20 protein-coding genes and 2 pseudogenes are annotated in these 22327 nt (G+C 62.2%); 7 read left to right on the top strand and 15 right to left on the bottom strand.

All coding sequences use genetic code 11. The annotated features are described in order from the left end of the window. Nucleotide 1: 1 nt before the first annotated feature. Both CWB41_RS04880 and CWB41_RS04875 read left to right on the top strand, forming a co-directional pair. On the top strand, nucleotides 2–1126 hold the full coding sequence (locus CWB41_RS04880) for a metallophosphoesterase family protein (protein ID WP_115835316.1): 1125 nt from the start codon (nucleotides 2–4) through the stop codon (nucleotides 1124–1126). Further along, entirely contained in the window at nucleotides 1123–3753 is a 2631-nt protein-coding gene (locus CWB41_RS04875; protein WP_115835317.1) for an AAA family ATPase, read from the top strand. The genes CWB41_RS04880 and CWB41_RS04875 overlap by 4 nt, the downstream gene beginning before the upstream one ends. A gap of 359 nt (nucleotides 3754–4112) precedes the next feature. Here the strand turns inward: CWB41_RS04875 and CWB41_RS04870 are convergent, their stop codons facing one another. The 6 genes from CWB41_RS04870 to CWB41_RS04845 form a co-directional block, all read right to left on the bottom strand. Next, a complete protein-coding gene (locus CWB41_RS04870) occupies nucleotides 4113–5201 on the bottom strand; it encodes an AAA family ATPase (protein WP_115835318.1) in 1089 nt (362 codons plus the stop codon). A gap of 218 nt (nucleotides 5202–5419) precedes the next feature. Beyond that, a complete protein-coding gene (locus CWB41_RS16545) occupies nucleotides 5420–5605 on the bottom strand; it encodes a helix-turn-helix transcriptional regulator (RefSeq protein WP_425373908.1) in 186 nt (61 codons plus the stop codon). A gap of 112 nt (nucleotides 5606–5717) precedes the next feature. Then, nucleotides 5718–6281, bottom strand: coding sequence for a hypothetical protein (locus tag CWB41_RS04860; RefSeq protein WP_115835320.1), 564 nt, complete (start codon nucleotides 6279–6281; stop codon nucleotides 5718–5720). After that, nucleotides 6281–7534 (bottom strand): tyrosine-type recombinase/integrase, encoded by a 1254-nt coding sequence (locus CWB41_RS04855; protein WP_115835321.1) that lies wholly within the window; start codon nucleotides 7532–7534, stop codon nucleotides 6281–6283. Before CWB41_RS04855 ends, CWB41_RS04860 begins: the two co-directional genes overlap by 1 nt. Before the next feature lie 274 nt (nucleotides 7535–7808). Then, the gene (locus CWB41_RS04850; protein ID WP_129396406.1) at nucleotides 7809–8039 is read right to left on the bottom strand and encodes a hypothetical protein; all 231 of its coding nucleotides are present in this window, start codon (nucleotides 8037–8039) and stop codon (nucleotides 7809–7811) included. A gap of 137 nt (nucleotides 8040–8176) precedes the next feature. Beyond that, nucleotides 8177–8578: a group III truncated hemoglobin gene (locus tag CWB41_RS04845; RefSeq protein WP_115835323.1), complete on the bottom strand. Its 402-nt coding sequence runs from the start codon at nucleotides 8576–8578 to the stop codon at nucleotides 8177–8179. Nucleotides 8579–8986: 408 nt separating this feature from the next. Here CWB41_RS04845 and CWB41_RS16265 point away from each other — a divergent pair. The 4 genes and pseudogenes from CWB41_RS16265 to CWB41_RS04825 form a co-directional block, all read left to right on the top strand. Continuing rightward, nucleotides 8987–9334, top strand: a pseudogene (locus CWB41_RS16265) (septal ring lytic transglycosylase RlpA family protein); the annotation flags it as partial. Between the two features lie 460 nt (nucleotides 9335–9794). After that, nucleotides 9795–10253, top strand: a complete 459-nt coding sequence (locus CWB41_RS04835) for an ATP-binding protein (RefSeq protein WP_165204012.1) — start codon at nucleotides 9795–9797, stop codon at nucleotides 10251–10253. After that, on the top strand, nucleotides 10235–10693 hold the full coding sequence (locus CWB41_RS04830) for a response regulator (RefSeq protein WP_115835326.1): 459 nt from the start codon (nucleotides 10235–10237) through the stop codon (nucleotides 10691–10693). Before CWB41_RS04835 ends, CWB41_RS04830 begins: the two co-directional genes overlap by 19 nt. A 22-nt stretch (nucleotides 10694–10715) precedes the next feature. After that, nucleotides 10716–11720 (top strand): PP2C family protein-serine/threonine phosphatase, encoded by a 1005-nt coding sequence (locus CWB41_RS04825; protein WP_165204009.1) that lies wholly within the window; start codon nucleotides 10716–10718, stop codon nucleotides 11718–11720. Here CWB41_RS04825 and CWB41_RS04820 read toward each other — a convergent pair. The 9 genes and pseudogenes from CWB41_RS04820 to CWB41_RS16330 form a co-directional block, all read right to left on the bottom strand. Then, complete coding sequence (locus CWB41_RS04820) at nucleotides 11684–12076, bottom strand: hypothetical protein (RefSeq protein WP_115835328.1); 393 nt, start codon at nucleotides 12074–12076, stop codon at nucleotides 11684–11686. The two genes, CWB41_RS04825 and CWB41_RS04820, sit on opposite strands and share 37 nt — an antisense overlap. A 10-nt stretch (nucleotides 12077–12086) precedes the next feature. Further along, the gene (locus tag CWB41_RS04815; RefSeq protein ID WP_115835329.1) at nucleotides 12087–14861 is read right to left on the bottom strand and encodes a chemotaxis protein CheA; all 2775 of its coding nucleotides are present in this window, start codon (nucleotides 14859–14861) and stop codon (nucleotides 12087–12089) included. A 7-nt stretch (nucleotides 14862–14868) separates the two neighbouring features. After that, on the bottom strand, nucleotides 14869–15972 hold the full coding sequence (locus tag CWB41_RS04810; protein WP_165204006.1) for a chemotaxis protein CheB: 1104 nt from the start codon (nucleotides 15970–15972) through the stop codon (nucleotides 14869–14871). Continuing rightward, nucleotides 15962–17227 (bottom strand): chemotaxis protein CheW, encoded by a 1266-nt coding sequence (locus CWB41_RS04805; protein WP_129396404.1) that lies wholly within the window; start codon nucleotides 17225–17227, stop codon nucleotides 15962–15964. The genes CWB41_RS04810 and CWB41_RS04805 overlap by 11 nt, the downstream gene beginning before the upstream one ends. Beyond that, nucleotides 17220–18215 carry a CheR family methyltransferase gene (locus CWB41_RS04800; RefSeq protein WP_115835332.1) on the bottom strand — a complete coding sequence of 332 codons (996 nt, stop codon included), beginning with the start codon at nucleotides 18213–18215 and terminating at the stop codon, nucleotides 17220–17222. Before CWB41_RS04800 ends, CWB41_RS04805 begins: the two co-directional genes overlap by 8 nt. Nucleotides 18216–18231: 16 nt before the next feature. Then, a complete protein-coding gene (locus CWB41_RS04795) occupies nucleotides 18232–19299 on the bottom strand; it encodes a methyl-accepting chemotaxis protein (RefSeq protein ID WP_165204003.1) in 1068 nt (355 codons plus the stop codon). 120 nt (nucleotides 19300–19419) lie between these two features. After that, nucleotides 19420–21084, bottom strand: a complete 1665-nt coding sequence (locus tag CWB41_RS04790) for a Na/Pi cotransporter family protein (RefSeq protein WP_115835334.1) — start codon at nucleotides 21082–21084, stop codon at nucleotides 19420–19422. Nucleotides 21085–21179: 95 nt separating this feature from the next. Then, nucleotides 21180–21503, bottom strand: coding sequence for an STAS domain-containing protein (locus CWB41_RS04785; RefSeq protein ID WP_115835335.1), 324 nt, complete (start codon nucleotides 21501–21503; stop codon nucleotides 21180–21182). A 231-nt stretch (nucleotides 21504–21734) separates the two neighbouring features. Then, nucleotides 21735–21940: pseudogene (locus CWB41_RS16330) on the bottom strand (GTP-binding protein); the annotation flags it as partial. Nucleotides 21941–22067: 127 nt separating this feature from the next. Between CWB41_RS16330 and CWB41_RS04775 the strand changes: the two are divergent. Next, nucleotides 22068–22313: a helix-turn-helix domain-containing protein gene (locus CWB41_RS04775; RefSeq protein ID WP_115835337.1), complete on the top strand. Its 246-nt coding sequence runs from the start codon at nucleotides 22068–22070 to the stop codon at nucleotides 22311–22313. Nucleotides 22314–22327 lie beyond the last annotated feature (14 nt).

Below are 22327 nucleotides of genomic sequence, written 5' to 3'. Positions count from 1 at the left end.
CATGGTCCGATTCATACATGCGAGCGATCTGCATCTCGGACGACGCTTTGGCAACATGCCTGAGGACTTGCGCGGCCGCCTGCGTGAGGCTCGCCATACAGCAATCGGAAAGTTGGCCGCCTGCGCCCGTCAACACGACGCGGCCCTCGTCCTGCTCGCCGGAGACACGTTTGATACCGAGACGCCCACACCGGCTATCCGGAGGCAAGCCATCGCGGAAATGGGACACAGCGCTCCCCTCCGGTGGGTGCTTTTGCCAGGCAATCACGATTCATTGCAGGCTGCACAGCTTTGGAACGCGCTCCGGGATGAACTTCCCCCGAATGTCATTCTCGCAACGGAGCCTAAGGGCATTTTGGTCGAACCAGATGCCTTGCTACTGCCCGCACCGTGTACGACTCGACGGCCTGGGCGCGACCTCACCGAGTGGATGAGCGGGGCTGAAGCGAGCGAAGGCGCGATTCGAATTGGGCTTGCTCACGGTGCCATTCAGAGCTTTTCGGAAGACGCTATTGCTGCAGACATCATACCGCCGGACCGAGCGGCACGATCTGGCCTGGATTATTTGGCGCTCGGAGATTGGCACGGAACGACCGAGGTCAATGCGCGCACCTACTACAGCGGCACACCAGAACCCGATCGCTTTAAGCATGACAAACCGGGCCAGGTTCTTTCCGTAGCCATTTCCGCACGGGGAGCGCCGCCGGAGATCACCGTGGTGCAGACGGGAACATTTATGTGGCAGACTCTTGCCGTCCGCTTCCTCTCTCAGGAAAATAGTACAGCAACCCTGGCGGGGCTACTTCCTCACGGGCCGCAGCGGCGACAAACCCTGCTTCGAATCCTCGCCTCGGGGCGCACGAAATTGGAGGAGCGCACCGCGCTCAGCGCCTCCGTCGAGCAAGTCAGCCCGGAATTTGCGTATCTGGAGTTGAACGACAGAGATCTCTCGACGGATTGCGAGGCTACCGATCTCGACCTGATCGACCGTACCGGCGCACTGCGCGAAGCGGCGAACGCGCTCATGGTGGAAAGCGTCGACGAAAATTCGTCCGCTTCCGACAGGGAGATTTCGCAAGCAGCCTTGATACGACTATTCTCTTACTGCCAGAAGGTCTCCAGATGAAAATCTCCGCCCTTCGGCTGTACAACGTCAAGCGGTTCGCGAAACGTGGCGTCGCGATTGAAGGGATTGGCGAGGGCATAAATGTCCTTTGCGCCGAAAACGAATTTGGCAAATCGACCAGCTTCGAAGCTCTACATGCCTTGTTCTTCCAGCCGCATACGGGTGTCCCGAAAGAAGTGCGACGTATGCAGCCCTATAGCGGTGGAAATCCCCTCATAGAGGCTGATATTACCACCGGGACAGGTCGATACCGCCTGAGCAAACAGTTTATCGGAGGCAAACGCGCGACGGTTATCGATCTTGAAAACGGACGTCTTGTCGCGCAGGCCGACGAGGCCGAGAACTTTATTGCCGGTCTGATTAACGGAGGAGTGGCTGGTCCAGCGGGACTCCTGTGGGTTCGCCAAGGCGTAACCGGCATCGAGGATCGCGAAAAAAAGGAGGAGGAAGGCGAACGAAAGATTCGCGAGAGCCTTCTGACGTCGGTTCAAGGAGAGGTCGAGGCGATTACCGGCGGCCGCCGTATGGCTGAAATCATCGAGGCCTACGAGGATGAGTTGTCTCGTCTCATCACCGCTGGTGGCAAGCCCAAAACCGGTGGTCCCTATTGTGCGGCGGTCGACGAACGCGACCACCTGACCGGCGAGGAAAAACGTCTCCGTGCTGACGTTGTGGCATTGCGTGACGCACTCGACCAACGGGCAATCGCACAGAGACGCCTCGTCGAATTAGAGGATCCGAACGAGCGAGCGGCTCGTCACGTTGCGGTTAAAGATGCCGAAACGGCATTCGAGGCGGCGAAGGCCCACCGGGGCACGTTGAACGCACGAGAGGCTGAGACTGCTCTCGCTCGCAACGAGCTTGATGCGGCCGGGTTGAAACTTACGGAATTTCGCAGCTCTTTGAACCGTGTGAACGAACTTCGCGCAAACTTGGAAAAGGCCGAGCAACACCGCGTGGATGTCGTTGAGCGTCGAGGCAGGGCTCTATCCGAAATCGAAAAGGCCACGGCTGATGTGCGCGTCGCGGAAGATGCCGAGCAGGCAACGCGTGATCTGTCTATCCAGTTAGATACGGTTGCCAAGGCGCGGCGCGCACGGCAGGAGTTGGCCTCTTTGCAAGGACGGCTCGAGCAGGCGGAAGGAATTCGGAAAAGCTTGGAAGTGGCAGAGGCCGAGCTAGCGCTCCTCGCTGTGTCGCCGGATACCGTTGAGCAATTGCAGGCGTTGGAGATCAAGATCGCCACTCTGCGCGCCGCCGAAACAGCCACCCGGCCGACAGTCCGGATGGCGTACAGTACGCCCGGCGGACTCGGCCCACTGATTATGGACGGAACACCGCTGCTCAACGATAAGAGTCGCACTTTTAAGGACCTTGCCAATATTCAAATCCCCAATCTGGGGACTTTGACTTTGCTGTCGAAATCGCCGGACCGCGGTGATGATTCTTTGGAAGTAGCGGAGGCGAAGAAGCAAATTCTGCTTTCCGCCATCGGCGTCAAAAGCCTGCTTGATGCGCGTAATCGGCAGGCAGAGGCACAAGCAAAGTCCGCTGGACGCGACGGCATCCGATTGCAGCTAAATCAGGTGGCCCCGGACGGGATTGCTCGCCTGCGCGAGCAAATAGCATCCTGCTGCAATCAGCAACTTGACGTTCCAGAGATTGATGGGGACCCCGAAGAGGTACGTAGAGAACTCGCCGCCGCGAGTGATAAAGTGCGGGCCGCTCGAAACAGGCTCGCAGAACTTGATCCGGAGCGTAAGCATACGGACGGGGAAGTCATAAAGGTTGAAGCCCTGTGCGCCACGCTTGGGGCGGAACTTTCGCGTTTTGAAGCCTTGGTCGGGCTCGAGGGGGAGCGCGCCGCAAAGGAGCAGGCGCTTGTCGCCGTCCGGAATGAGAAACAAGAATTATCCGATAAGCTCGAAGGCATAGCCGCACAGCTGCGTAGCAATTCTCCCGATCTTGAGTCTGTCGAAGCGACACTGCGCCGTAAGAGATCCGTGGAGGAAGCGGCCACCGAGGAGGCCGCGCAACTTCGCGAGACGCTTGCCGAGTTTAACGGCAGAATCCGTACGCGATCCGAAGACGCCGTTGAGGAAGCATGGCGCGAGGCTGTCGACGCATTGGAGGCCGCATCATCCCGCGTGACAGCGTTCGAGACAGAGATAAAAATCCTTGAGAAGCTCAAAAGTACGCTGCAGGCCTCACGGTCGGCTGCTCGAGATCTATACTTAAAACCCATACTGACGGAGTTGCGGCCCTTGCTCGGCTTGCTCTTCAGTGACGTCTCGATAGTTTTTGACGATAAAACCTTGCTGCCTCAGAAGATTCAGAGAAACGGTCAGGACGAGGATGTCGACCGGCTGAGCGGCGGAATGCGAGAGCAATTGTCTATCTTAACGCGACTCGCATTCGCGAGGCTTCTGGCGCGGGACGGGCGTTCCGCTCCGGTTATATTAGATGACGCCCTCGTTTTTTCAGATGATGATCGTATCGAGAGAATGTTTGACGCTTTGCATCGTGAGGCTCGGGATCAACAAATTATTGTCTTCTCGTGCCGTCAACGCGCGTTTTCCAAGCTTGGGGGGAACGTTTTGCGCGCGACGGAATGGCAACCCGAATGAATGCGAGAGAATGACTTTCTCCACCGCTCCTCCCGGTGCGCTCTTAATTGGAAACGTCCTCTAAAAAGGGCCATGAGCCCGTTCAGAGGGCGCCCGCGACTCGGCTTATGGCGGACTATATTGGGAGAAAGCCGCTGTTTGATTAATTGAAACTAAATCGGAAACGCACTCAGTCACTCAATGTCCGCTTTTGGATTTCGCATTTGATGTTTTGTGTCGGCAACGGGCGCGAAGTAGGCATCAGTACGCGAACCGGGGAACTTTAGCGAACTTCGGCGAACTTTTGTTCGCCAAGTTCCAGCGAACGAACGCGAACTCCCCCTTTAGGGAGGTCGCAAGTTCGCATACTGGTTTGCATCTTAAGAGTTCGCTAAAGGCCAGACGTAGGGCTCCCATACGGCGACCTTTCCTCTGACCGCCAACGCCTCGCGGGCTTGCTTAAAGGCCTTTTGCCGGGCGCGAGGTTCGCAGGAGCCACTTACACCGCTCCCGTAGGCATAATCGGCCCAAAGCTTAAGGGAAACGACTCTTTTACCCGTTGGCACATGGCCGCATTCAGGCGCGAGCTCCCCTTTGTCAGCGATGGCGCTGTGTAACGCGCGCAGCGCGATGACTTGCGGCCGGCTGAGCGTATTCGGCTCGCCGTTGGCCATTGCTGCCTCTTCGTCGGTAGGGACCGCAATTGGCGCCCAAGTTTCAGTGCCAGTTGATGGGTCGGTCGAAAGCAATACACTCTCCAATTTGAAAGCGATTTTTTGGCCCTCGGCACCGTCGTTATCCTTGATCACAGTGGCTACCCGTGCTTTTCCGGTCCTCTCAATACTAATCGTCGTGTCTACCGCCCCTAGCAACGCACCGTGACCACGCATCCGGTTACTCCCGTCCTGCGGGATGTGGTGGATGATGCAGATATGTGCGCCTGTCGTTTCTTGCAGGGACGACAAGGCGCTTACGAAAGCACCCATATCCTTCGACGAGTTTTCGTCGCCGCCAGCGAGTACGCGCGAAACCGTGTCAATAACGATCAAGCGAAGCGGCAGGGCGGTGTCCTCCGCAAGGTTCTTGGCATAGGCGGCGATCAACGAGGCGTGCTCTGGGGACGACCGAAGATCAATCGCGCCAGAAACAATCGCCAGAGGTAGATCAGCTTCCCCATAGTGAAGTCGAAACGCTGCCATGCGGCGCTCCACCAGCTTCGCGCGTTCGGCAGCGACGTAGAGTACGGCGCCCCTGAGTACGCTCCGCCCAAACCATGGGCGGCCGGAGGCGATATGGCATCCCATGTCACTTACGAGGACCGACTTGCCAGCCCCAGGCTTAGCAAAAAAGCAAGAGATCTCGCCGGCCCCAAGGAGCTTCTGCACCAAGAATTCCTTCATGGGTCGCGGATCAATGTCTCGGAATCGCGTAAAGTGCAGCGGGTTTGGAGAGGGAGAAGGCGCGTTCATTTACGCCTCCGGGCCGGGCGTTCTATCCCGCCATTTGCGAACCACGGAACGGATTTCAGATGAGCCAACGCTTCGCTTGCATACGACCCAGCGATTTGATGTTGCGGTTGAGTTGTCGCTGAGATATTTTGGTTATTGAGCCGGCCGCCAAGCTGCTCATTTTTGCGGGCCAGTTCATCCTCGGGGTGGATGGCCCGCTTTGCTTCCGAGACCATCTGTCAAACGGCCTCCGCATCGCGCTCAACAACGCCTTTTTGCCAAGCTTCGACCTCATCCTCGAACCAAACGACAATTCGCCCATCTGGATCAAGCTTCGTCGGTTTTGGGAATCTGCCGGCAGCGATTCGACCGTACAACGTCGAATTAGAAAACCCGGTAGCCTTCAAGACCTCGGGTTTTCGCATAACCTTCCGAACCATTGATTCCTCCTACATCCGGCTACATCGCTTAGGATGAAGAGAAATTGGCGTAGCAAAACGAATCTGTCCGCCGATAATGGCCCGCAATGGCCAAGAACTATTTGTTGGCCTTCTGGGCGGCAATCTCCTTGAGCATACGGCCAACCCGTCCTTTGAGCGTTGATTCGGCGGGGCCGTCGTCCATCCATTCCTTTCCCATTTTATCTCGGACAGCTCGGATCGCGTCCGCTTGGCTTCGCCACTCTTGGTCCGGGTGATCACGGGAGGGCACTCCATTCCAATGTTGGCAAGCTTCAACAAGCACGCTCTTTACGGACGCCCAGTCGTATTTATCGGGAGCACCTTTGGGCCGCTTAGAACCAGGCTCCGAAAAGCTCGAGAGATGGCTTTTGAGACTGATTATGTCGATCTCAAAAAACTTCAAAAAATCGATATCAAATAAATTCGCCATTGCGGCTTGGGGGACTGTCACCTTGACAGGCCCTACTAGGAGCTTTCCGGTCTCAACATTTCTAGCCTTGACGCTATTGTCTTTTACCCAAGCTTTAAGCGCTTCGGTGGCATCGCTTTGGCCGGATCTAGTCCGCTCGCAAATAAGCTTTATCGCATCTTGTGGTGGCCGCCAGCGGACGCCTCCGGAGGCTTCGATAAGGGCGTTCATCACGCCGTCCCACGCATGGTCACGACGTTATCGGCCCGCGCCACGACCGATCGTTCACAATAGGTCGCCCAATCATCCATCAAACGATGGCGCTTCTCCAACAACTCGCCGCGCCGATAGGCGGCCTCAACTTTGTCGCCGATCGCGTGGGCCAGGCTCATCTCGACGACGTGATTTGGATGGGCAGTGCGCTCCGCCGCCCAATCGCGGAATGTGCTTCTGAAACCATGCACCGTCGTTCCCTGGCGCATGCCACGTAGCAATTCCAGCATCGCCATGTTGGAAAGCGGCTTGTCGGCTTTAGCGCCCGGGAAAACATATTTTCCTTCACGCGGGAGCGAAGCGATCGCCACAATCGTCCGATCGGATAGCGGGACGCGGTGTTCTTTGCCGGCCTTCATTCGATCGGCAGGGATAGTCCAGACCTTGGCATCGAGATCGAATTCTTTCCACGTCGCGCCGATCGATTCGCAGGTACGTACCGCCGTCAGAATTGTAAATTCGAGAGCGCGGGCCGAGACCCCTTCCCTGCTGCGCAGATCAGCCATGAACGCCGGCATCTCCGCGTACGGAACTGCAGGATGATGTTTGACTCTCTGCACTTTGCCCGGCAGCGGCAGCACATTATCGAGATGGCCGCGCCAGCGGGCCGGGTTTTCACCGCTGCGGTAATTGCGCACCGCGGCCCAATTCAGCACGGCCTCGATACGGCCGCGGACGCGCGAAGCGGTTTCCGGCGTCTTATGCCAGATCGGTTCAAGAGCCTTCAGAATGAGGCCCGTATCGATGGCGACCACCGGTAGATCATTGATTGCCGCGGTCGCCGCCGGAAAGGTCTTCTTGCCTCGCTTCGTCTGATTGAAGGTGGCATGCCACTGGTCTCGGTGCTTAAGATTCTTCCAGGTCGACTCATTCGCCTTGATGTAGGCCTCGGCACATTCCTTGAAAGTAATTGCCTTCGCCTTTTCGACGCGTGTCGCCGCCCGGGCCGCCGCTCGCATCTCTATCGGATCCTCGCCATCATGCACCGCTAGGCGAGCCGCCGCGGCACGTTTTCTGGCGTCGCCCAAAGATACGGTGTGAAGGGCGCCGAGCCCCATTTTGCGGGCGACCCCGTTGCGCATGAAGCGAAACAGCCATGACTTTGTGCCGAATGCACTGACTTGGAGATAGAGTCCATGGCCGTCGCCATAGAGGCCGGGCTTATCGGCATTCTTGATCGTCAGAGCTGTTAGCCTGTTCCCGCTTCGCATTGGGATTCGAACTCACCGTTGCACAAATCTACGTACAAACGTGGGTCGGCTGTCCTCGGATGTCAATGGCCTTTATTGGATTATATTTTAGGCCAGATAATTGACTCTATTGATATTTCTGGATTGTCTAGGGTTCTCTCGGACTCCGTATTAACAGACGCTCCCTCCGCCAGAAAAATCATCGATGGATGCTGAGAGTTCCATCGCCGGCTCAGGGGCCGGCGATGGCTGATTGATTCGTGGAGGCGTCCGAACCGGGACGCCGAGGCATTGGCTAGCGCACGAGTCCGTCGCAGCCCGAGACGCTGTCGAGGGCGCTGTTGGCAGCCTGGATGGACGGGTAGCCCTGCGTGCCCACGACTGTCATGCCCGGATAGCCGGCGTCGGAGGACACAACGGCGGAGCAATTTCCGACCGTGTCCTTCACGAGGCTATATTGATCGTCGGCGAGAGCGGGCGTCGCAACCGCGGCGACGAAAATGCTCGCCATAAGCAGCTTCTTCATGCGTTTCCTCCGGGTTTTTTTGCCCCCCCGTGAGGGAAAGATTCCATGAAATCCGGCATCAGGCAAATGCGTCTGCTCTTATGGGCGCATGCTTGGAATAATCTTCCCGACCCGATCGCGAAGAGCTTGGGCAGCGTTCAGCCCGGATGGCGGCTCGGGTTGCCGTCCTTGTCGCGGAAGGGGAAGAGGCCGGAGCTGAAGCTCTGGCCCATATGGCGTGCCTTGGCGATGGCCTGCGCGGCATAAGCGGACGGCAGCGTTGCTTGCGCTGCCGCGGTGAAGAGTTCGACCCAGCGCGTCATATGCGCCGGAGTCAGCGGCATGGGGACATGGACCGGATAAGGAAAGCCCGAATAGCGGTCTGTCCCGAGCAGGCTCTTCGACCAGAAATTCTCGATAATCCGCAGGTGATCGTCCCACTCGGTGATATGCGCCTCGAAAATCGGGCCCAGCAGCGGGTCAGCTCGGCCGGCGCGATAGAATTCCGCGACGCAGCGCCGTATGGCGGATTCGACGGTCTCGTATTCGGCTTCTGTCATCGGACTCACCAAAAGCTATTTACACCCGTATACAGCTTGGCGGCGGATATGGCCATGCGGCGGATCAAACACGCGCCGGATTGCCGTCTTTCGATCTGGCAATGAAGAGTCAAGGCCGTGAATCGTCTAGACGAGCGGCCACGCCAACATCGCCGTGCGGCATCATAAGCATCTCAACAAAATGGTTAAGTAGAATAGCGTCTAGCGCACACCGGGGGTGTCTCGTCGAGGCAATATGACCCAAATCTGGCGGCGCCGACACATTTTCCTGCGACGTTTTGACCAATCAAGGGGGTCTCTATAACACACTATCGCCCCATACGCCGCAATCTATGAACACATTATGACAATCAATACACGCCCATCTGCAACCACAGAAAGGGTGATGTGTTGAAGGTATCAAAAGTAATGGTGTCAGTAATTGCGTTTACCGCCCTTTGTACCCAGGCTTCCCACGCACAATCCTTCCGCCATACCTATTCTGCCGGCGGGTCCATGATTTACGCGTCTTATTATTCGTCCGGTTACCGGACGGCCTCGGGCGAACGTTTCAATCCGAATGGACTCACCGCCGCCCATCGCACGCTGCCGTTCGGCACGCGGGTCGCGGTGACCAATCCCCGCAACGGCCGCAGCGTCGTCGTGCGCATCAATGATCGTGGTCCCTTCGTGCGCGGGCGCAGCCTCGATCTCGCGCGCGGCGCTGCGTTCGCCATCGGCATGCGCGGCACCGGCCCGGTGAGGATCGCCATTCTCGGCCGCGGTCGCGCGATTGCCGCGGCTGACCTGCCGGGCGCCGCCCCCGCCGCGAGCGGCTGGTATGCCGATCAATGGTCGGCGAATGCCACGCACAGTCATTATCGTGTTCATACGGCTTCGCGCGGCGCGCATTGGCGCAAGGTCGGCGGCGCGGGTCTCGATCGCGTCCTCGCCGAGAGCACGCCGCTCCAATCGGCCCGGCGCGACTGATCCTCGGACGTTCGTCCGTCCGACTTTGGCAACGGCCGCGTAGAGCGGCCGTTGCTTTTTGCGGCAGCGGAGCGCCGTTTAAAAGACCCACATAATAAACGCCAATAAGCTGGCGGCCTGGGGCGGGACCCAAGGCCTGCGCAATTGCCGGTCCGCCGCCATTCCGTTAGGCTCGCTGGACCGCAGTTCTCGCAACCTTCGGGGAAATGTCGGCAATCTCGAGTCGAAGAAAGCCGCGAGGCCGGTCTTGGGCGACCATCTGCAAGCCGGCATCGAAAACCTCGGCCAGATCTCCGACCTCCTCTCGCGGATTGAGGATTTTGGGGCGCGCCACGGATTGCCGGCCATGGCAATATTTAACCTTCAGCTCGCCTGCGACGAGATGCTGACCAATATCATTTCCTATGGGTTTCCCGACGCGAGGCCGCGCGACATCCATGTTTCAATCTCGTTCAGACAGGATATGATCGAGACAGAGATCATCGACAACGGCATCCCGTTTAACCCGCTTGCGCAGCCGGAGCCCGACCTGACCCTGCCGCTTGAAGAGCGGAAGATCGGCGGCCTCGGCATCCATTTCATCCGCACCGTGATGAACCATTTGAACTATCATCGTTCGGATGGCCGCAACCGTCTCACGATGGTGCTGCAGCTTCCGGACGATCCGGCCAAAAAAGGCGATACGTCATGGCAAACCCGATCCTGATCGTCGATGATTCCGGTTTCATGCGAAACATCATCAGGCAAATTCTGAGCGTGGACCCGGATCTCGAGATTGTCGGCGAGGCCGAGGATGGCCAGGTCGCGCTCGAGAAGGAGAAAGCCCTGAAGCCGGCGGTCATTCTGCTCGATATCGAAATGCCCCGCCTCGATGGGCTCAGTGCATTGAAGCGGCTGAAGCTCACCAGCAAGGCCAAGGTCGTCATCCTCTCCTCGGTCGCCCAGCTCGGTTCTCCCGCGGCGCTCGAAGCGCGCCGCCTCGGCGCTTTCGACGTGATCGCCAAGCCGTCCGGCGCAATCAGCCTCGATCTCAAGGCGAAGCGCGGCCACGAGATATTGACCGTCGTGCGTGGCGCGCTCGGCCTGCCGCCGCTCGATGTCGCCGCTGTGGCGCGCCGCGCGCAGGCACGTGAACCGGGCCAATGATCTTCGCCCTCGGCCCACACCAATGACCACCCCCGATCGCCTCCGCCAGGCCGCGCGCTCTCTCGCCGGGATTTTGGAAGCGGGTCCGCGCGCAAAGTTCCTCGCGGCGCTGAATGATCCGGATGGCGACCCCGTAATGGTGCTTGAAGAGATCGCGCAGCGGTTAGGCGCGCACGACGCGGAGCAGGCGAAGTCGCTCGATGACCGCACCCTGCAGCTCAATCTCGCGCTCGATGTGTTGCGTACCCGCGACCGCACGGCGGCCGAGCAGGCGGAATGGGACTTCGCCGCCAACCTGCAATATTCCGGTCTGCCGCACGATTTTCCGCCCTTCCCGGACCGGCGTGAGTTCGATCTGCACGCCGGCATGGTGACGGCGAAGGAAGTCGGCGGCGATCTTTATGATTTCTTCTTGCTCGCGCCGGGCCGGCTCGGTTTCGTGGTGGCCGACGCGGCCGGCAAGGGGCTGCCCGCGGCCATCTTCATCACGCTGACGCGCACGCTGCTGCGGGCTACGGCGGAGAAACTGGAGCAGCCGGGGGAGTGCCTGCGCATCGTCAACGCGATGCTGTGCATCGATAATCCGTCGCTGATGTTCACGACCGCCTTCTATGGTGTCCTCGATACGCAGACCGGCGAGATCATCTATGCCAATGCCGGCCACAATCCGCCTTACATTCTTACCGTCGGCGGTGAAGTGTATGCGCTCCCGCGTGCGGGCGCTGTCCCGCTCGGCGTCATCGAGGATGCGTTTTATGAAACGCAGCGCGTCACGCTGGCACCGGGCGACGCCCTGGTCTGTTACTCCGACGGCGTCACCGAGGCGGTCGATGCGTTCGGCGCACTTTATGGGGAGCCACGGCTTGCCGCGGCGCTGGCGTCATACCCGGGCGAACATCCGACCGAAGTCCTGACGGCGATCGTTGCGGATGTCGATGCCTATATGGCGCTCACGCCCATGGCCGACGATGTGACGCTTCTCGTCGTCCGTTACAACGGCGCCGCAGCCGGTGCGGCGAGCGGCTGAAGCCGTAACCGCAACGGATGCTGCCCGTCGATGGGGCGGCGGCAGGCGCCATCGAAAAGCGAACGGGCATGTTCGAATGCCGGTGGCAACGGCGCGAAGGCGCTGTCCGCGATTGTTTCGATGCGCGCTACGGTCTCGACGATGAGTGAAATATCGGCATCGTCGATCCGCAGGGCTACGACGACGCCCGGTCCGTGGACGGGAACCTGCAAAAGGGCGCGCAGATCAATGCGCGCCGACGACAGCGCACGATCAGGCGGCGCCGAATCTGTCCCGCCGATGTTCCGCACGGCGTCGACGCCAATGGCGATGGCGTAACGTTCGACGCGGCAGAGAAGGTAGCGTTCTTCCGGCATCGAGCCTGCCTTAATGGGGTGCGCCGGCGCCGTTCATCTCGGGATTTGCCAGCGGCGCCGGATCGAGAACCAGCACCGGACGGCCGTCGCCGAGAACCGATGTGCCGGCGACGCTCGGGATCGTTGCGAGGACCGGGTGCAGTTCCTTCAAGAACAGGTCTTCGAAACGCAGCACGCGATCGACGGCAAGACCAATCACGCGCGCCCCGGCGGCGACAATTACCAGATACCCTGTCGTGGCCGGCGCCGCGGCGCCGGTTTGGAAGCCAAGCTCGCCCCCAAGATCGCGCACTGGCACGGCTGTCCCGCGATGGAGAATGAAACTCTGGGCTGTCACCTGTTCGATTTCACTTGCCACCAGCTCCCGCACCGAGATGACCTGGCGCTCCGGCAAGGCGAAGACTTGTCCGCCGACCTCTACGAGCAGGGTGCGCAGCAACGCGGCGGAGATCGGCAGTTTCAAGATGAATTTTGTGCCCGCTCCGGGTGCCGTCCGGACCTCGATCGTGCCGCCAAGCCGTTGCAGCGTCGTTTCGACCACATCGAGCCCCACGCCTCGCCCGGAAATCTCGGTCACGGCGGCGGCCGTCGAAAACCCTGGCCGGAAGATCAGCGCGCTGATCTCTTCTTCGTTCATGCGGCTGGCGTTGGCGGCGGAGATCAGACCGAGGTGAATCGCCTTCGCGACGATCCGCGAATGGTCGAGGCCGTGTCCGTCATCGGCGATGACGATCTCGATGCGGTTGCCGTTCTCCGACGCCGCGATGGTCAGCGTCGCCCGGCGCGATTTGCCGGCAACCTCGCGTGCCGCCGGCGTCTCGATGCCGTGATCGACCGCGTTGCGGACCATGTGCATCAGCGGATCGATGAGCACGTCCACCATGCTCTTGTCGATGCGCACTTCGCGCCCCTCGACGACGACGCTGATCTCCTTGCCGAGCTTCTCGGAAAGGTCGCGTGCAGCGCGCGACAGCCGGCCGAACAGCCCGTCCACCGGAATGACCCGCAATTGCAGGCCGACGCTCCAAATGCGTCGATGGGCGCTCTCAAGTGTGCTGTGCAGATCGCGCAAGTGGCGCAAATCCGCGTCGATCGCATCGCGATGGTCCTGCCAGTCTATGCCTTCGTTCGTGCCGCGGGCGCCGTGCCGGCGAACCTCACGCTGGGCGGTGGCGAGCGCACCATATTGCAGGATGTCGGCGAAGCCCGCGAGCGCTGAGCGCATTTCGCCGATCTCGGCCATCAGATCATCGACCTTCTCGCTCGACACGCGCACGAGCGGCGTCCGCAGCGGCGCGGCCGGAGCTTCGCCCGCCACGGCGCCGCCGCCTTGCGCCGATGGCTCGCCGAGCAGTTTGACGCCGCGCAGGCACACCTGCTCGGGGTCGAGCGCGGCGAGCTGCGCCCGAACCCAGTCCAGCGGATGTTCCGAGACGACGAGGAACTCGAAACAGCCGGCGCCGCGCCGGTGCGCGGTATGACTGGTGATCGCCTGCACCGCAGACGAAAGCCACGCCAGCACGTCGCCGGCAACCTCGGGGTGGCTCTCGAGATCCAGCAGCAGTTCGAAGGCCCGCTGGCCGTCGGCGATGGCACGCTCGAGCTTTGTCAATTGCTCGGACGACAGCGTCGCCAGAAGCTCGCGGCTGAGGCGCGTCATCGCGGCGGGCTCCGGCACGGCCTCCCGCTGCGCGCCGCTGAGACTTGTGTCCCAGCGCGATGCCAGCGCGTCGGTCTGGTGCGCCGCAATGTCGGTTCCCGTGTCGGCGGCGTGCCGTAACTCGGCGACGGCCTCATGGACGAGGCCAGGCAACGCCGCATTGTTGGACGGGTCCGAGTCGCCGCGGCCGCGGATTTTCTCGCCGAGCAGAATGAGAAGCCGCTCGGCCTGCGCGAAACCCTGGCAGGAAGCCAGCGTCCGCACGGCCTCGGCGGCGGCCAACAAGCCGGGTGCATCGGCGGGATCATCCGGCCCCGCTGCGGCCGCGAGCGCGTCGAGAGCCGCCGCGTAATCCGTTTTCAACTGCTGCGCCAGCGCGGCCGCGAGCACCTCGGCGCCGGAGCGATGGCCGGTCAATTCCTCGATGATTTTCGCCTGTTCGTGGATCTCGCCGCAGAGGCCGACGATCAGCGCCCGCTCCGGCAGATCGACAGCCGCCAGCTCGGCCAGCCTATCCAGGTGCTCCGACAGAGACTCAAAGCCCATCATCTGTGCGCCATAGGCAAGCTCGGAGCAGGCTTCGGCCGCGCCGGCGCGGTCGGGGATACTGTCGGAGAGCGCCTGCGCCGTCGTTGCAAGCCGCTGTTCCAGAAGCTCGCAATAGATGCCGAGCATTTCCGGGTCTTCGCCCAGCGCGGCGCTTTGGGCATCGGAGGCTGTGTCCGCAGTTACCGGCGGTGCGTCGACGCGGCTGTGCTTTTCAAGTTCCGCGAGAATGTCCGTTGCCGGCCGGGCGTCCTGCCGCGTCGCCAGCACTTCATCGCGCATGTGCTTGAGCCGATCGACGGCGCGCAGCAGTGCCTCCGCGAGGATGGGATCGAGCGGCGCCTTGCCTTCCCGCACGAGCGCCAGAATGTCCTCGCACCGGTGTGCAACGGCCTCGACATTGCCAAAACCCATCGCCAGGAACGTGCCCTTGAGCGAGTGAAAATAGCGAAACAGCACGCCGATTTCCGACATCGGCCAGGTGGCGGAGGGGTCCGACAAAAGCCGCTCGAGACTCTCGAGATGGTCCTCGGTCTCGGCGGCGAATTCGTTCCACAGGGCGTCGAGTTCGGAAGCCATTGGGCGCCTAGAGGTTGCGGGTGAGGCTGGCCGGCGTTTCGGCGCCCGCTTTTTTGAACCAGGCCTCGATCCGCGCGGAAATCCGCGGGATCGACAAGACCTCGCATCCCGCGGCGGCGGCGTAGGCCGCCTGCGGCATCCCACCGACGATGCAGGTCGCGGGGTCTTGCACGAGGACGGGGACGCCTTTGCGCCGCAGGGCGCTGGCGCCCTTCGCGCCGTCGTCGCCCATGCCGGTCAGGACGATGCCGGCGGGCGCCGTGGCGACGAGCGCGGCGGATTCGAACAGCGCGTTGGCGCTGGGATGCAGATTGCCCTCCATCTGCACCAGACGCAGTTCGTAGCCGCCCGATCGGCAGGGCGCGACGATGCCGTCGCGGCCGCCCGGAATCAGAGTCACGCTGTGCGGTGTCAACGCTAGGCGATGCGATCCTTCCCGCACCTCATGACCGGTGTCGTGGGCAAGGGCCTGTGCCAGGCTGGCGGTGAACAATTCCGGCATGTGCTGGGCGATGACAATCGGCGCGGCGACGGGGGTATGACCGGAGAGAAGCGCGGTCAGCGCCTGCGGGCCACCGGTCGAGGCGGCAATGACGATGATGTCAGGCCGCCAGCCCGCAGCTTCGCGGTGCGGCGGGGGCAGATTTGCTCCGGCTTGCGGGACCGCGCGGGGCTTTACCCAGGCGCGCAGTTTGCGGCGCAGCTCCGAGTCGATATGGGCGAGATCGGTCTTGGCAAAAACCGACGATTTCGAGACGAAATCGGCGGCGCCGAAACGCAGCGCCTTGACCGCTGCGTCCGCCCCCGCCTGGGTGTGCGCGCTCACCATGATGATGACAGGGCGCGGCTCAGCACCGCGCGCTATCTCTGCGCAGGCCTGCAGGCCGTCCATCTCCGGCATTTCGACATCGAGTGTGATCGCGTCGGGCTTGAGCTCCCCCGCCATTTTGACGGCTTCGAGGCCGTTCTGCGCTTCGCCGACGACCCGGATGTCGCCCTCGGCCTCCAGAATCTGACGTAGCGCGATGCGCATAAAGCTCTGATCGTCCACGACCAGTACGCGGATGGGCGTCGTCCGCCTGTCGTCGGCCGGGTCTGGTTCAGGCCGCATGCCGCCCCCATCCCGCATGTTCGGCCATCATCGGCGGCTCCAGCACCCAGACGGTCCTGGCGTCGATCCGCGCGAGCGCGCTGATTGCGCTGCCCTCGGGCGGCCGCATCAGCGCGTCCGGCATCAGCGCGACGATGCCGAGGATTCGATCGGCCGCGACGGCGAATGTCCCGGCCTGCGGCAGTTTCAGCTCGACAAGGCTTCCCCCTATCTCTGCCCGCGTTAGCCCGAACGCTTTGCCGAGATCGAGAACCGGAAGAATCTGATCGCCCGTCGCTGCGATGCCGGCGAGCAATGTCGCAGCCATGCCCGGCACGCCGACGAGCGGCGAGCGGGCATGAATGTGCGCGACATATTCGAGCGGGAACGCGCAAGCCTGCGCGGCATGTTCGATGAGAAGATATCGCCGCGCCGCCTGCACTTCCGTCGCCACCGGCGGCTTCGTCGCCTCGGCCGGCGCTTCCTCCGGCAGGATATTGGCGAGCAGCGCGGCAAGATCGACGATCTGCTCCGGGTTGGCGTCGCGGGCGATTCCGGCAACACGCTTCACCGCGAAGATGCAGCGGCGGCCGGCCGCCGTCACGATGACGAAGGCGCCTGCGGGCTCATTCGCCGCCGTCCCGCCCAGCAAGGCGGCGAGCGAGACGATGGGCAGAAGCTCGTCGCGATGAAAGCCGGCTCCGGTGAGGAAAGGGCGCGAGTCCGGCAACGGCACGATCGCCAGGCTCCCGCACAGCTCGATCACGCAATCGAGCGGCAGCAAATAGCTCGCGTCGGCCGTCTCGACAATGATGGCCGCCGATTGCAGCGGGGCTGCCGGCGCGGCGTCAGCCGAGTCCTCTATAAGCTCCGAGAGTGGGCCTTCGTCGCGCTGCGCCACGCTTGCAGCACCCGCGGCCGCGGCAGCTCTCAGGCTGGCGACCAGCGCGTCGACATCGACATACTCTGCGGCGGAGACTTCGGCGGTGGCATCCGCCAGGCGCAGCACGCGATCGGCACGCAGGCCGTAATCCTCGCCGCCGCAAGTCACAAGAATGAGTTCGCGTCCCTCGCCCCTTTCGGGGAGCGCCAGAATCGGGACAACCTTGCCGGCGATCGCCGCGACGCCATCGATGCCGTCGGGCAGGAGCGGCGGAAAGATAACGGGCGGCATGGCAACGACTTTGGCGACGCGCTCCGCCGCGACGGCGTAAATCCTGTCGCCGCGCATGAAGAGCACGTCGGATCTGGCGGCCTGCGGTCCCGGCTCAGGCATCGCCGCCTCTTCGGCGGTAGGCGAGCGCACCCGGCGCCCACAGCGTTTCGAACGCGGCGGTATCGCTCAGCGTGTCAGTCGGGCCGAGCAGCAGCAAGCCGCCGGGGCGCACCGCGCCCGCGAGCCTTTGCTGCGCCTCGCGGCGCGCGCGCTCGCTGAAGTAGATGAAGATATTCCGGCAGAACACCGCATCGAAGGGCTCGGCCGGCAGCGCGTCGGCGATGATGTTGAATTGCGAAAAACGCACGACGCGCTTTAACGCCGGCGTGGCGGCCCGCATCGGGGGCGTGTTTTTGTCAGTGGCGGCGAGCAGCGGGAAATGATGCAGCAGGGCCGCTGCCTCGCTGCGAAAGGAGGAGAGCGGCCCGGTCTCATAGACGCCCGCCTGTGCCCGCGCCAGGGCAGGGCGTGAAATGTCGGCGCCGATAACTTCAAGCCGCCACGGCGGGAGAAGCGATATTCCGTCTTCTGTGACCTCCGCCTTGCCCGCTTTCGTGAGCACGTCCAGGGCCAGCGCCGCAATCGAATAGGCTTCCTCGCCCGAGGCGCAGCCGACCGACCAGAACCGAAGGAGACGCGAACGCGTAGCGGCGCGCGCGATCATACCGGGCAGCAGCTCCGCGAAAAACGCGAGCTGCGTCGCGTCGCGCATGATGTAGGTCTCATGCACCGTCAGGCTCTCGATGAGTGCCAGCCACTCCGGATCGCTCGCCGGCAGGGATTCGAGCCGCGCGACATCGGCCTCGAATTTGGCGAGAGCAACAGGCGCGAAGAGGCGCAGCAGTTTCTCTGCCGCCGATTGCGTGACGCCGAGCCCGGTGCGCTGCTCCGCGCCGGCGAGCAGCCGCAGGACAAGCTCCTGACGGCGATCTGGCGGCGCGGCGAAGCGGAACGATGAGCGCGCCAGCGACTCGCGCGTTAGCGCGTCACGATGCGCGGCCATTGCATCCTGCAGGATCGCTAACGTGTTTTCGATCGGGCGCGCCACGGATCTCCTTGGGGCCTCAGGCCCAGATTTCCTTGTACTTGTCGAGCTCGCCGCGCGAGTGGCCGGCGAGCTTGCTGAGGTCGAGCATGGTTGCGGTGATCTCTTCCGCCGCCGTAGCGTTCGACTGGCCAATCCGTGTCAGTTCGTTGAGGCTTGCGTTGATTTCGGAAATCGACGCCTCCTGCTGCGCCATCGCGGTGGCGATCGAGCCGATCAGCTTGTCGCTCTGCCGCACGGCGTCAGAAATGCGGCGCATCTTGTCGCTTACCTCGCCGGCAAGCGCGACGCCTTCGCCGGCCTGCGCGGTCGAGCGGCCGACGAGTTCGCCGATCTCCTGCGCCAGAGAGGCGGAATTTTCGGCAAGCTTGCGGACCTCTTCCGCGACGACCGCGAAGCCCTTGCCGTGATCGCCGGCGCGCGCCGCCTCGATCGCCGCATTGAGGGACAGCATATTGGTCTGGCTGGCGATGCGCGCGATGGCGTCGGCGATATAGCGGACCTTGCTGCTGCTCTCGGCGAGGACATTGACGATGTTAACCATGTCGGACATGCGCGTCATGCCGTCGGCTGCCAGCGTTGCGGCAGCGGCGGCCTGCTCGCTGGCGAGGTGGGTGTTTTTAGCGACATCGGAGATGGCAAGCGTGCTTTGGCTGACGCCGCCGGCCGTTTTGCGCAGCGAACTGAGCTGCAGATTCGAGCCATCGGAGACCTGGCTGACCGCATTGCTCGCCTGTCCCGCGGCGACGGCGATGCGGCCGACATCATTGGTGATTTCGGTCGTCAGCGAATCGGCGGCGACAGCCTGGTGCTGAAAGGCCTGGATCGCCTTGGCCATCTCGCCGATTTCGTCGTCACGGCCGGTCGGCACCGGCGCTTTGACATCCCCCTTGGCAAGTCTCTTGATCGCCTCGGCGACCATGTTGAGCGGCTTGACGATGAAATGGTTGATCGAGAAGAGCACCAGCACGGTGACGATGGCGGCCGCGACAAACCCGCAGATACCAAGGATGCGCAATGTCGGCTCATAAAAGGCCGCGGCGATGCTGATGCCGGCGATTGTCGCCGCCAGAGCGAGGAGAGCCATTATTGCGAAGATCTTAAGCCCCAGCCGCATTGCGCTCAGCTCCCGGAAATAGATTTGCGACAAGTGTATACTGGCGGCGAAGGAACCGCACGCACTAGTTGGCGAATTCAGATCGCGGCGTTACTTGGCCAATTCCGCCGCGCCGCCCGGCGTTTCGAGCGCCGGTGCGGCCTCCTCCGCGTGGGCCTCGACGAGCAGCGCTGCGAAGCGGCGCAACATCCAGACGATGCGCTCGAACAGGCTGGTAATCGCATAAAGCGCCTGCTGGTCCTGTGCCGATACGGATTTGTCCGCGGAGACGACACGCCGGCGCATCTGATCGACGAGGCTGTCGCGGTCGGCAGCCATTTTCTGCAGCAGCGCGAGATCGTCGGCATCGCCGTCGCGGACCGCCTCGTAGGCGACCATCAGGAGAGCGGCGAGGCCCTCGGAAAGATTTTCGGCGAGCGAGCGGAGCGCCGGCAATTCGAACGGTTTGGCCAGCACGCCACCGAGCTCGTGCATGGCCTCGTGGAGCGATTGCAGGAAGCCGTTGCGGGCCTGTCGATTGGCGATCGCGACCAGCACCTCGCGGCTTGCCCCGGCGTCGGACAGATCGGTGAGAAAGCGGCCGATCACCTCGTCGAGGGTTGTCGCTGCGGCGAGCACTGTACCGCGCTCGCGGATTGTCTCGCCGCCTTCGAGCAGATCGGCGACGCCGAGATAGAGTGGCAGGAAGCTGAAGACGCGGGCCTGCTCGCGATCGACGAGAACGAGGGCGGTTTCCGGCTCCGCGAGTGCCTGATCGTAGAGATAGCGCGGCTTCGAGGCGGTCTCCTCGAGCGACGGCGGCGCCATGTAGGCGAGGAGCGGATTAAGGGCGCGGTCGAAGACCGCCTGCACCGCGACGGCGGCGATCTGGCAGGCGAGATAGACGAGTGCCACTTGTTTGCCGATATCGCTGGTGATCAGGCGGATGAGCGCCTCCAGCAGCGGGACATGGAAGGTGCGCTCGACGATGACGAACGGCAGCAGCGCGGCGACGCCAAGGATCTTGACGGCCGCTTGCAGGATGGCGAGCTGGCGCGATGAGCCCTCCATGCCGGCCGACACGATATAGGTGCTGAGCCCCGAGCCGACGCTCGCGCCAAGGACCGTCAGCAGCGCCTGGCCGAGGGTGAACAGGCCGGCCGCCGACATCGAGATCGCGATGACCGCCACGGTCGAGGAGGATTGCAAGGCGACGGCCAGTACGACGCCAACGCCGAACGCCAGAATGCTCCAGCGCGCCGATATCTGGAAGAATTCACGCACCCACTCGATGCTACGCAATTCGTGGTTGCCGTTGTGCATCAACTGCAGGCCGAGAAAAAGCAGGCTGATCGCCAGCAGGGCCGCGACGAAGGGGCGCCAGCGCGGCGAACGATCGAGATTGAGGTAATAGAACAGGCCCGTTGTCGCGGTGAGCAACAGGACGAAGAGATGGATGTCGATAGCCACCGCCAGCACCAGCACCGAGGTGCCGACATTGCTCCAGACGAGAATCGGCCGGGCCTGGCGCGGCGTGATCATCTCCGCCTTCGCCATGCTCATCAGAATAACGGTGATGGCGTTGGTACTCTGGACGAGCGCGCCGGCGAGCGTGCCGATGGCGGCGCTCATCGCATAATTGCCCGTCGAGCGGGCCACCCATTGCCTCAGGCTCCGGCCGGCGAGCTGGCTGAGATTGGCGGCAATGCCCTTGGTCCCGACGAAAAACAGGCCCAGACCCGCAAGGATCGAAGCGAAAATATCGAGGGTCTGCATCTAGCTTGGCTAGTCAGCCGACGTGACAGTTTTACGACAGCCGCGAAGACGGCACGGCCGCTCCACAGTTTCGGCGCTTCACCTGGCCGGAAGAATCACGTTGCCGAGAGATTGGAGAGCGCCGCATCGCGCGAGGGCAGAATGTCGAGAATGCGGTTGAAGCCGCTGATGTCGAACACTTCGGCGATCTGGGGGTTGAGCGAGCAGAGCACGAGGCGGCCGCCGGCGGATTTCATCCGCTTTGCGGCGAGAAGAACGATGCGAAGACCGGCGCTGCTGATATAAACGAGATCGGCGAAATCGAGCAGCAGGCGGCGCTGGCCGCCGTCGATCTGCTGCAGCACGTCGCGCTCGAAGGCGGGCCCGGTGACATTATCAATGCGCCCCGTGGGTCGCACTTCGCAAATATCGTCCGCCATGTTCCGAAAGTCCCGTACCCGATGTTTTAGGGATCGCGTCAGATATAGCTTATTGCGCCGCCCGCAGCAACGCCAGTGCGTTCGCCGTAACCACGCGGCGCGCTATTTAAGATTTTAAGTATAGTCAGATTTCGCAGAGGGCCACTTTTGGGAAGAGGCGCGGCGATTTGCCAAAACGCAGCTCTCGGTTTGCCCCGACGTCATGTCCCTGATGCCGCGTTCGGCGAGCACTTGTTTCGGTACTGCAGCCCGCCAACAACCAAGCGGCGTCACGCGTGCGATTGCGCCGGCGAGCGAAGACTCGCCAACCCACTTTGGACGCCTGGCCAGCCAAAAATGCCCTTTTGCCCGGATCAGCCCAGACCAGGTCCGCTTCGCGAAGGCATTGAACTTCTGCGGGTGGGACCGGCAGTCGCGCGATAGACGAAGCCCTCGATCTACAAATGCTATCCGAGCTGGTTGAGTTTTCACCCTAGCCCGCCCTGAAACTAATGCTCTGCCCATTTACATTGATGTTTAAAACATCTATAAGCATGTTCCATGCTCAACCTCTGAGGCAGGCGCATGATCACAGCGGGGCAGATGCGGGCGGCGCGGGCTCTCCTGGCGATGGATCAACGCGATCTCGCTGAGCGCTCCGGCCTGTCGCTGCCGACGATCCAGCGGATGGAGGCGAGTGAAGGCGTCATCCGTGGCAATGTCGATTCGTTGATGAAGCTGATCGCCGGGCTCGAAGCCGCCGGCGTCGTGCTGATCGGCGAAGGGACGACGAGTTCGGGCGGGGGCCGCGGCGTCCGGCTGAAGGACTGAGCCGATGCAACGCC

Source organism: Methylovirgula ligni, from assembly GCF_004135935.1.
Classification (GTDB): domain Bacteria; phylum Pseudomonadota; class Alphaproteobacteria; order Rhizobiales; family Beijerinckiaceae; genus Methylovirgula; species Methylovirgula ligni.
The sequence above is the reverse complement of the archived record's forward strand: the minus strand, read 5'-3'. Positions and strand labels throughout refer to the sequence as shown.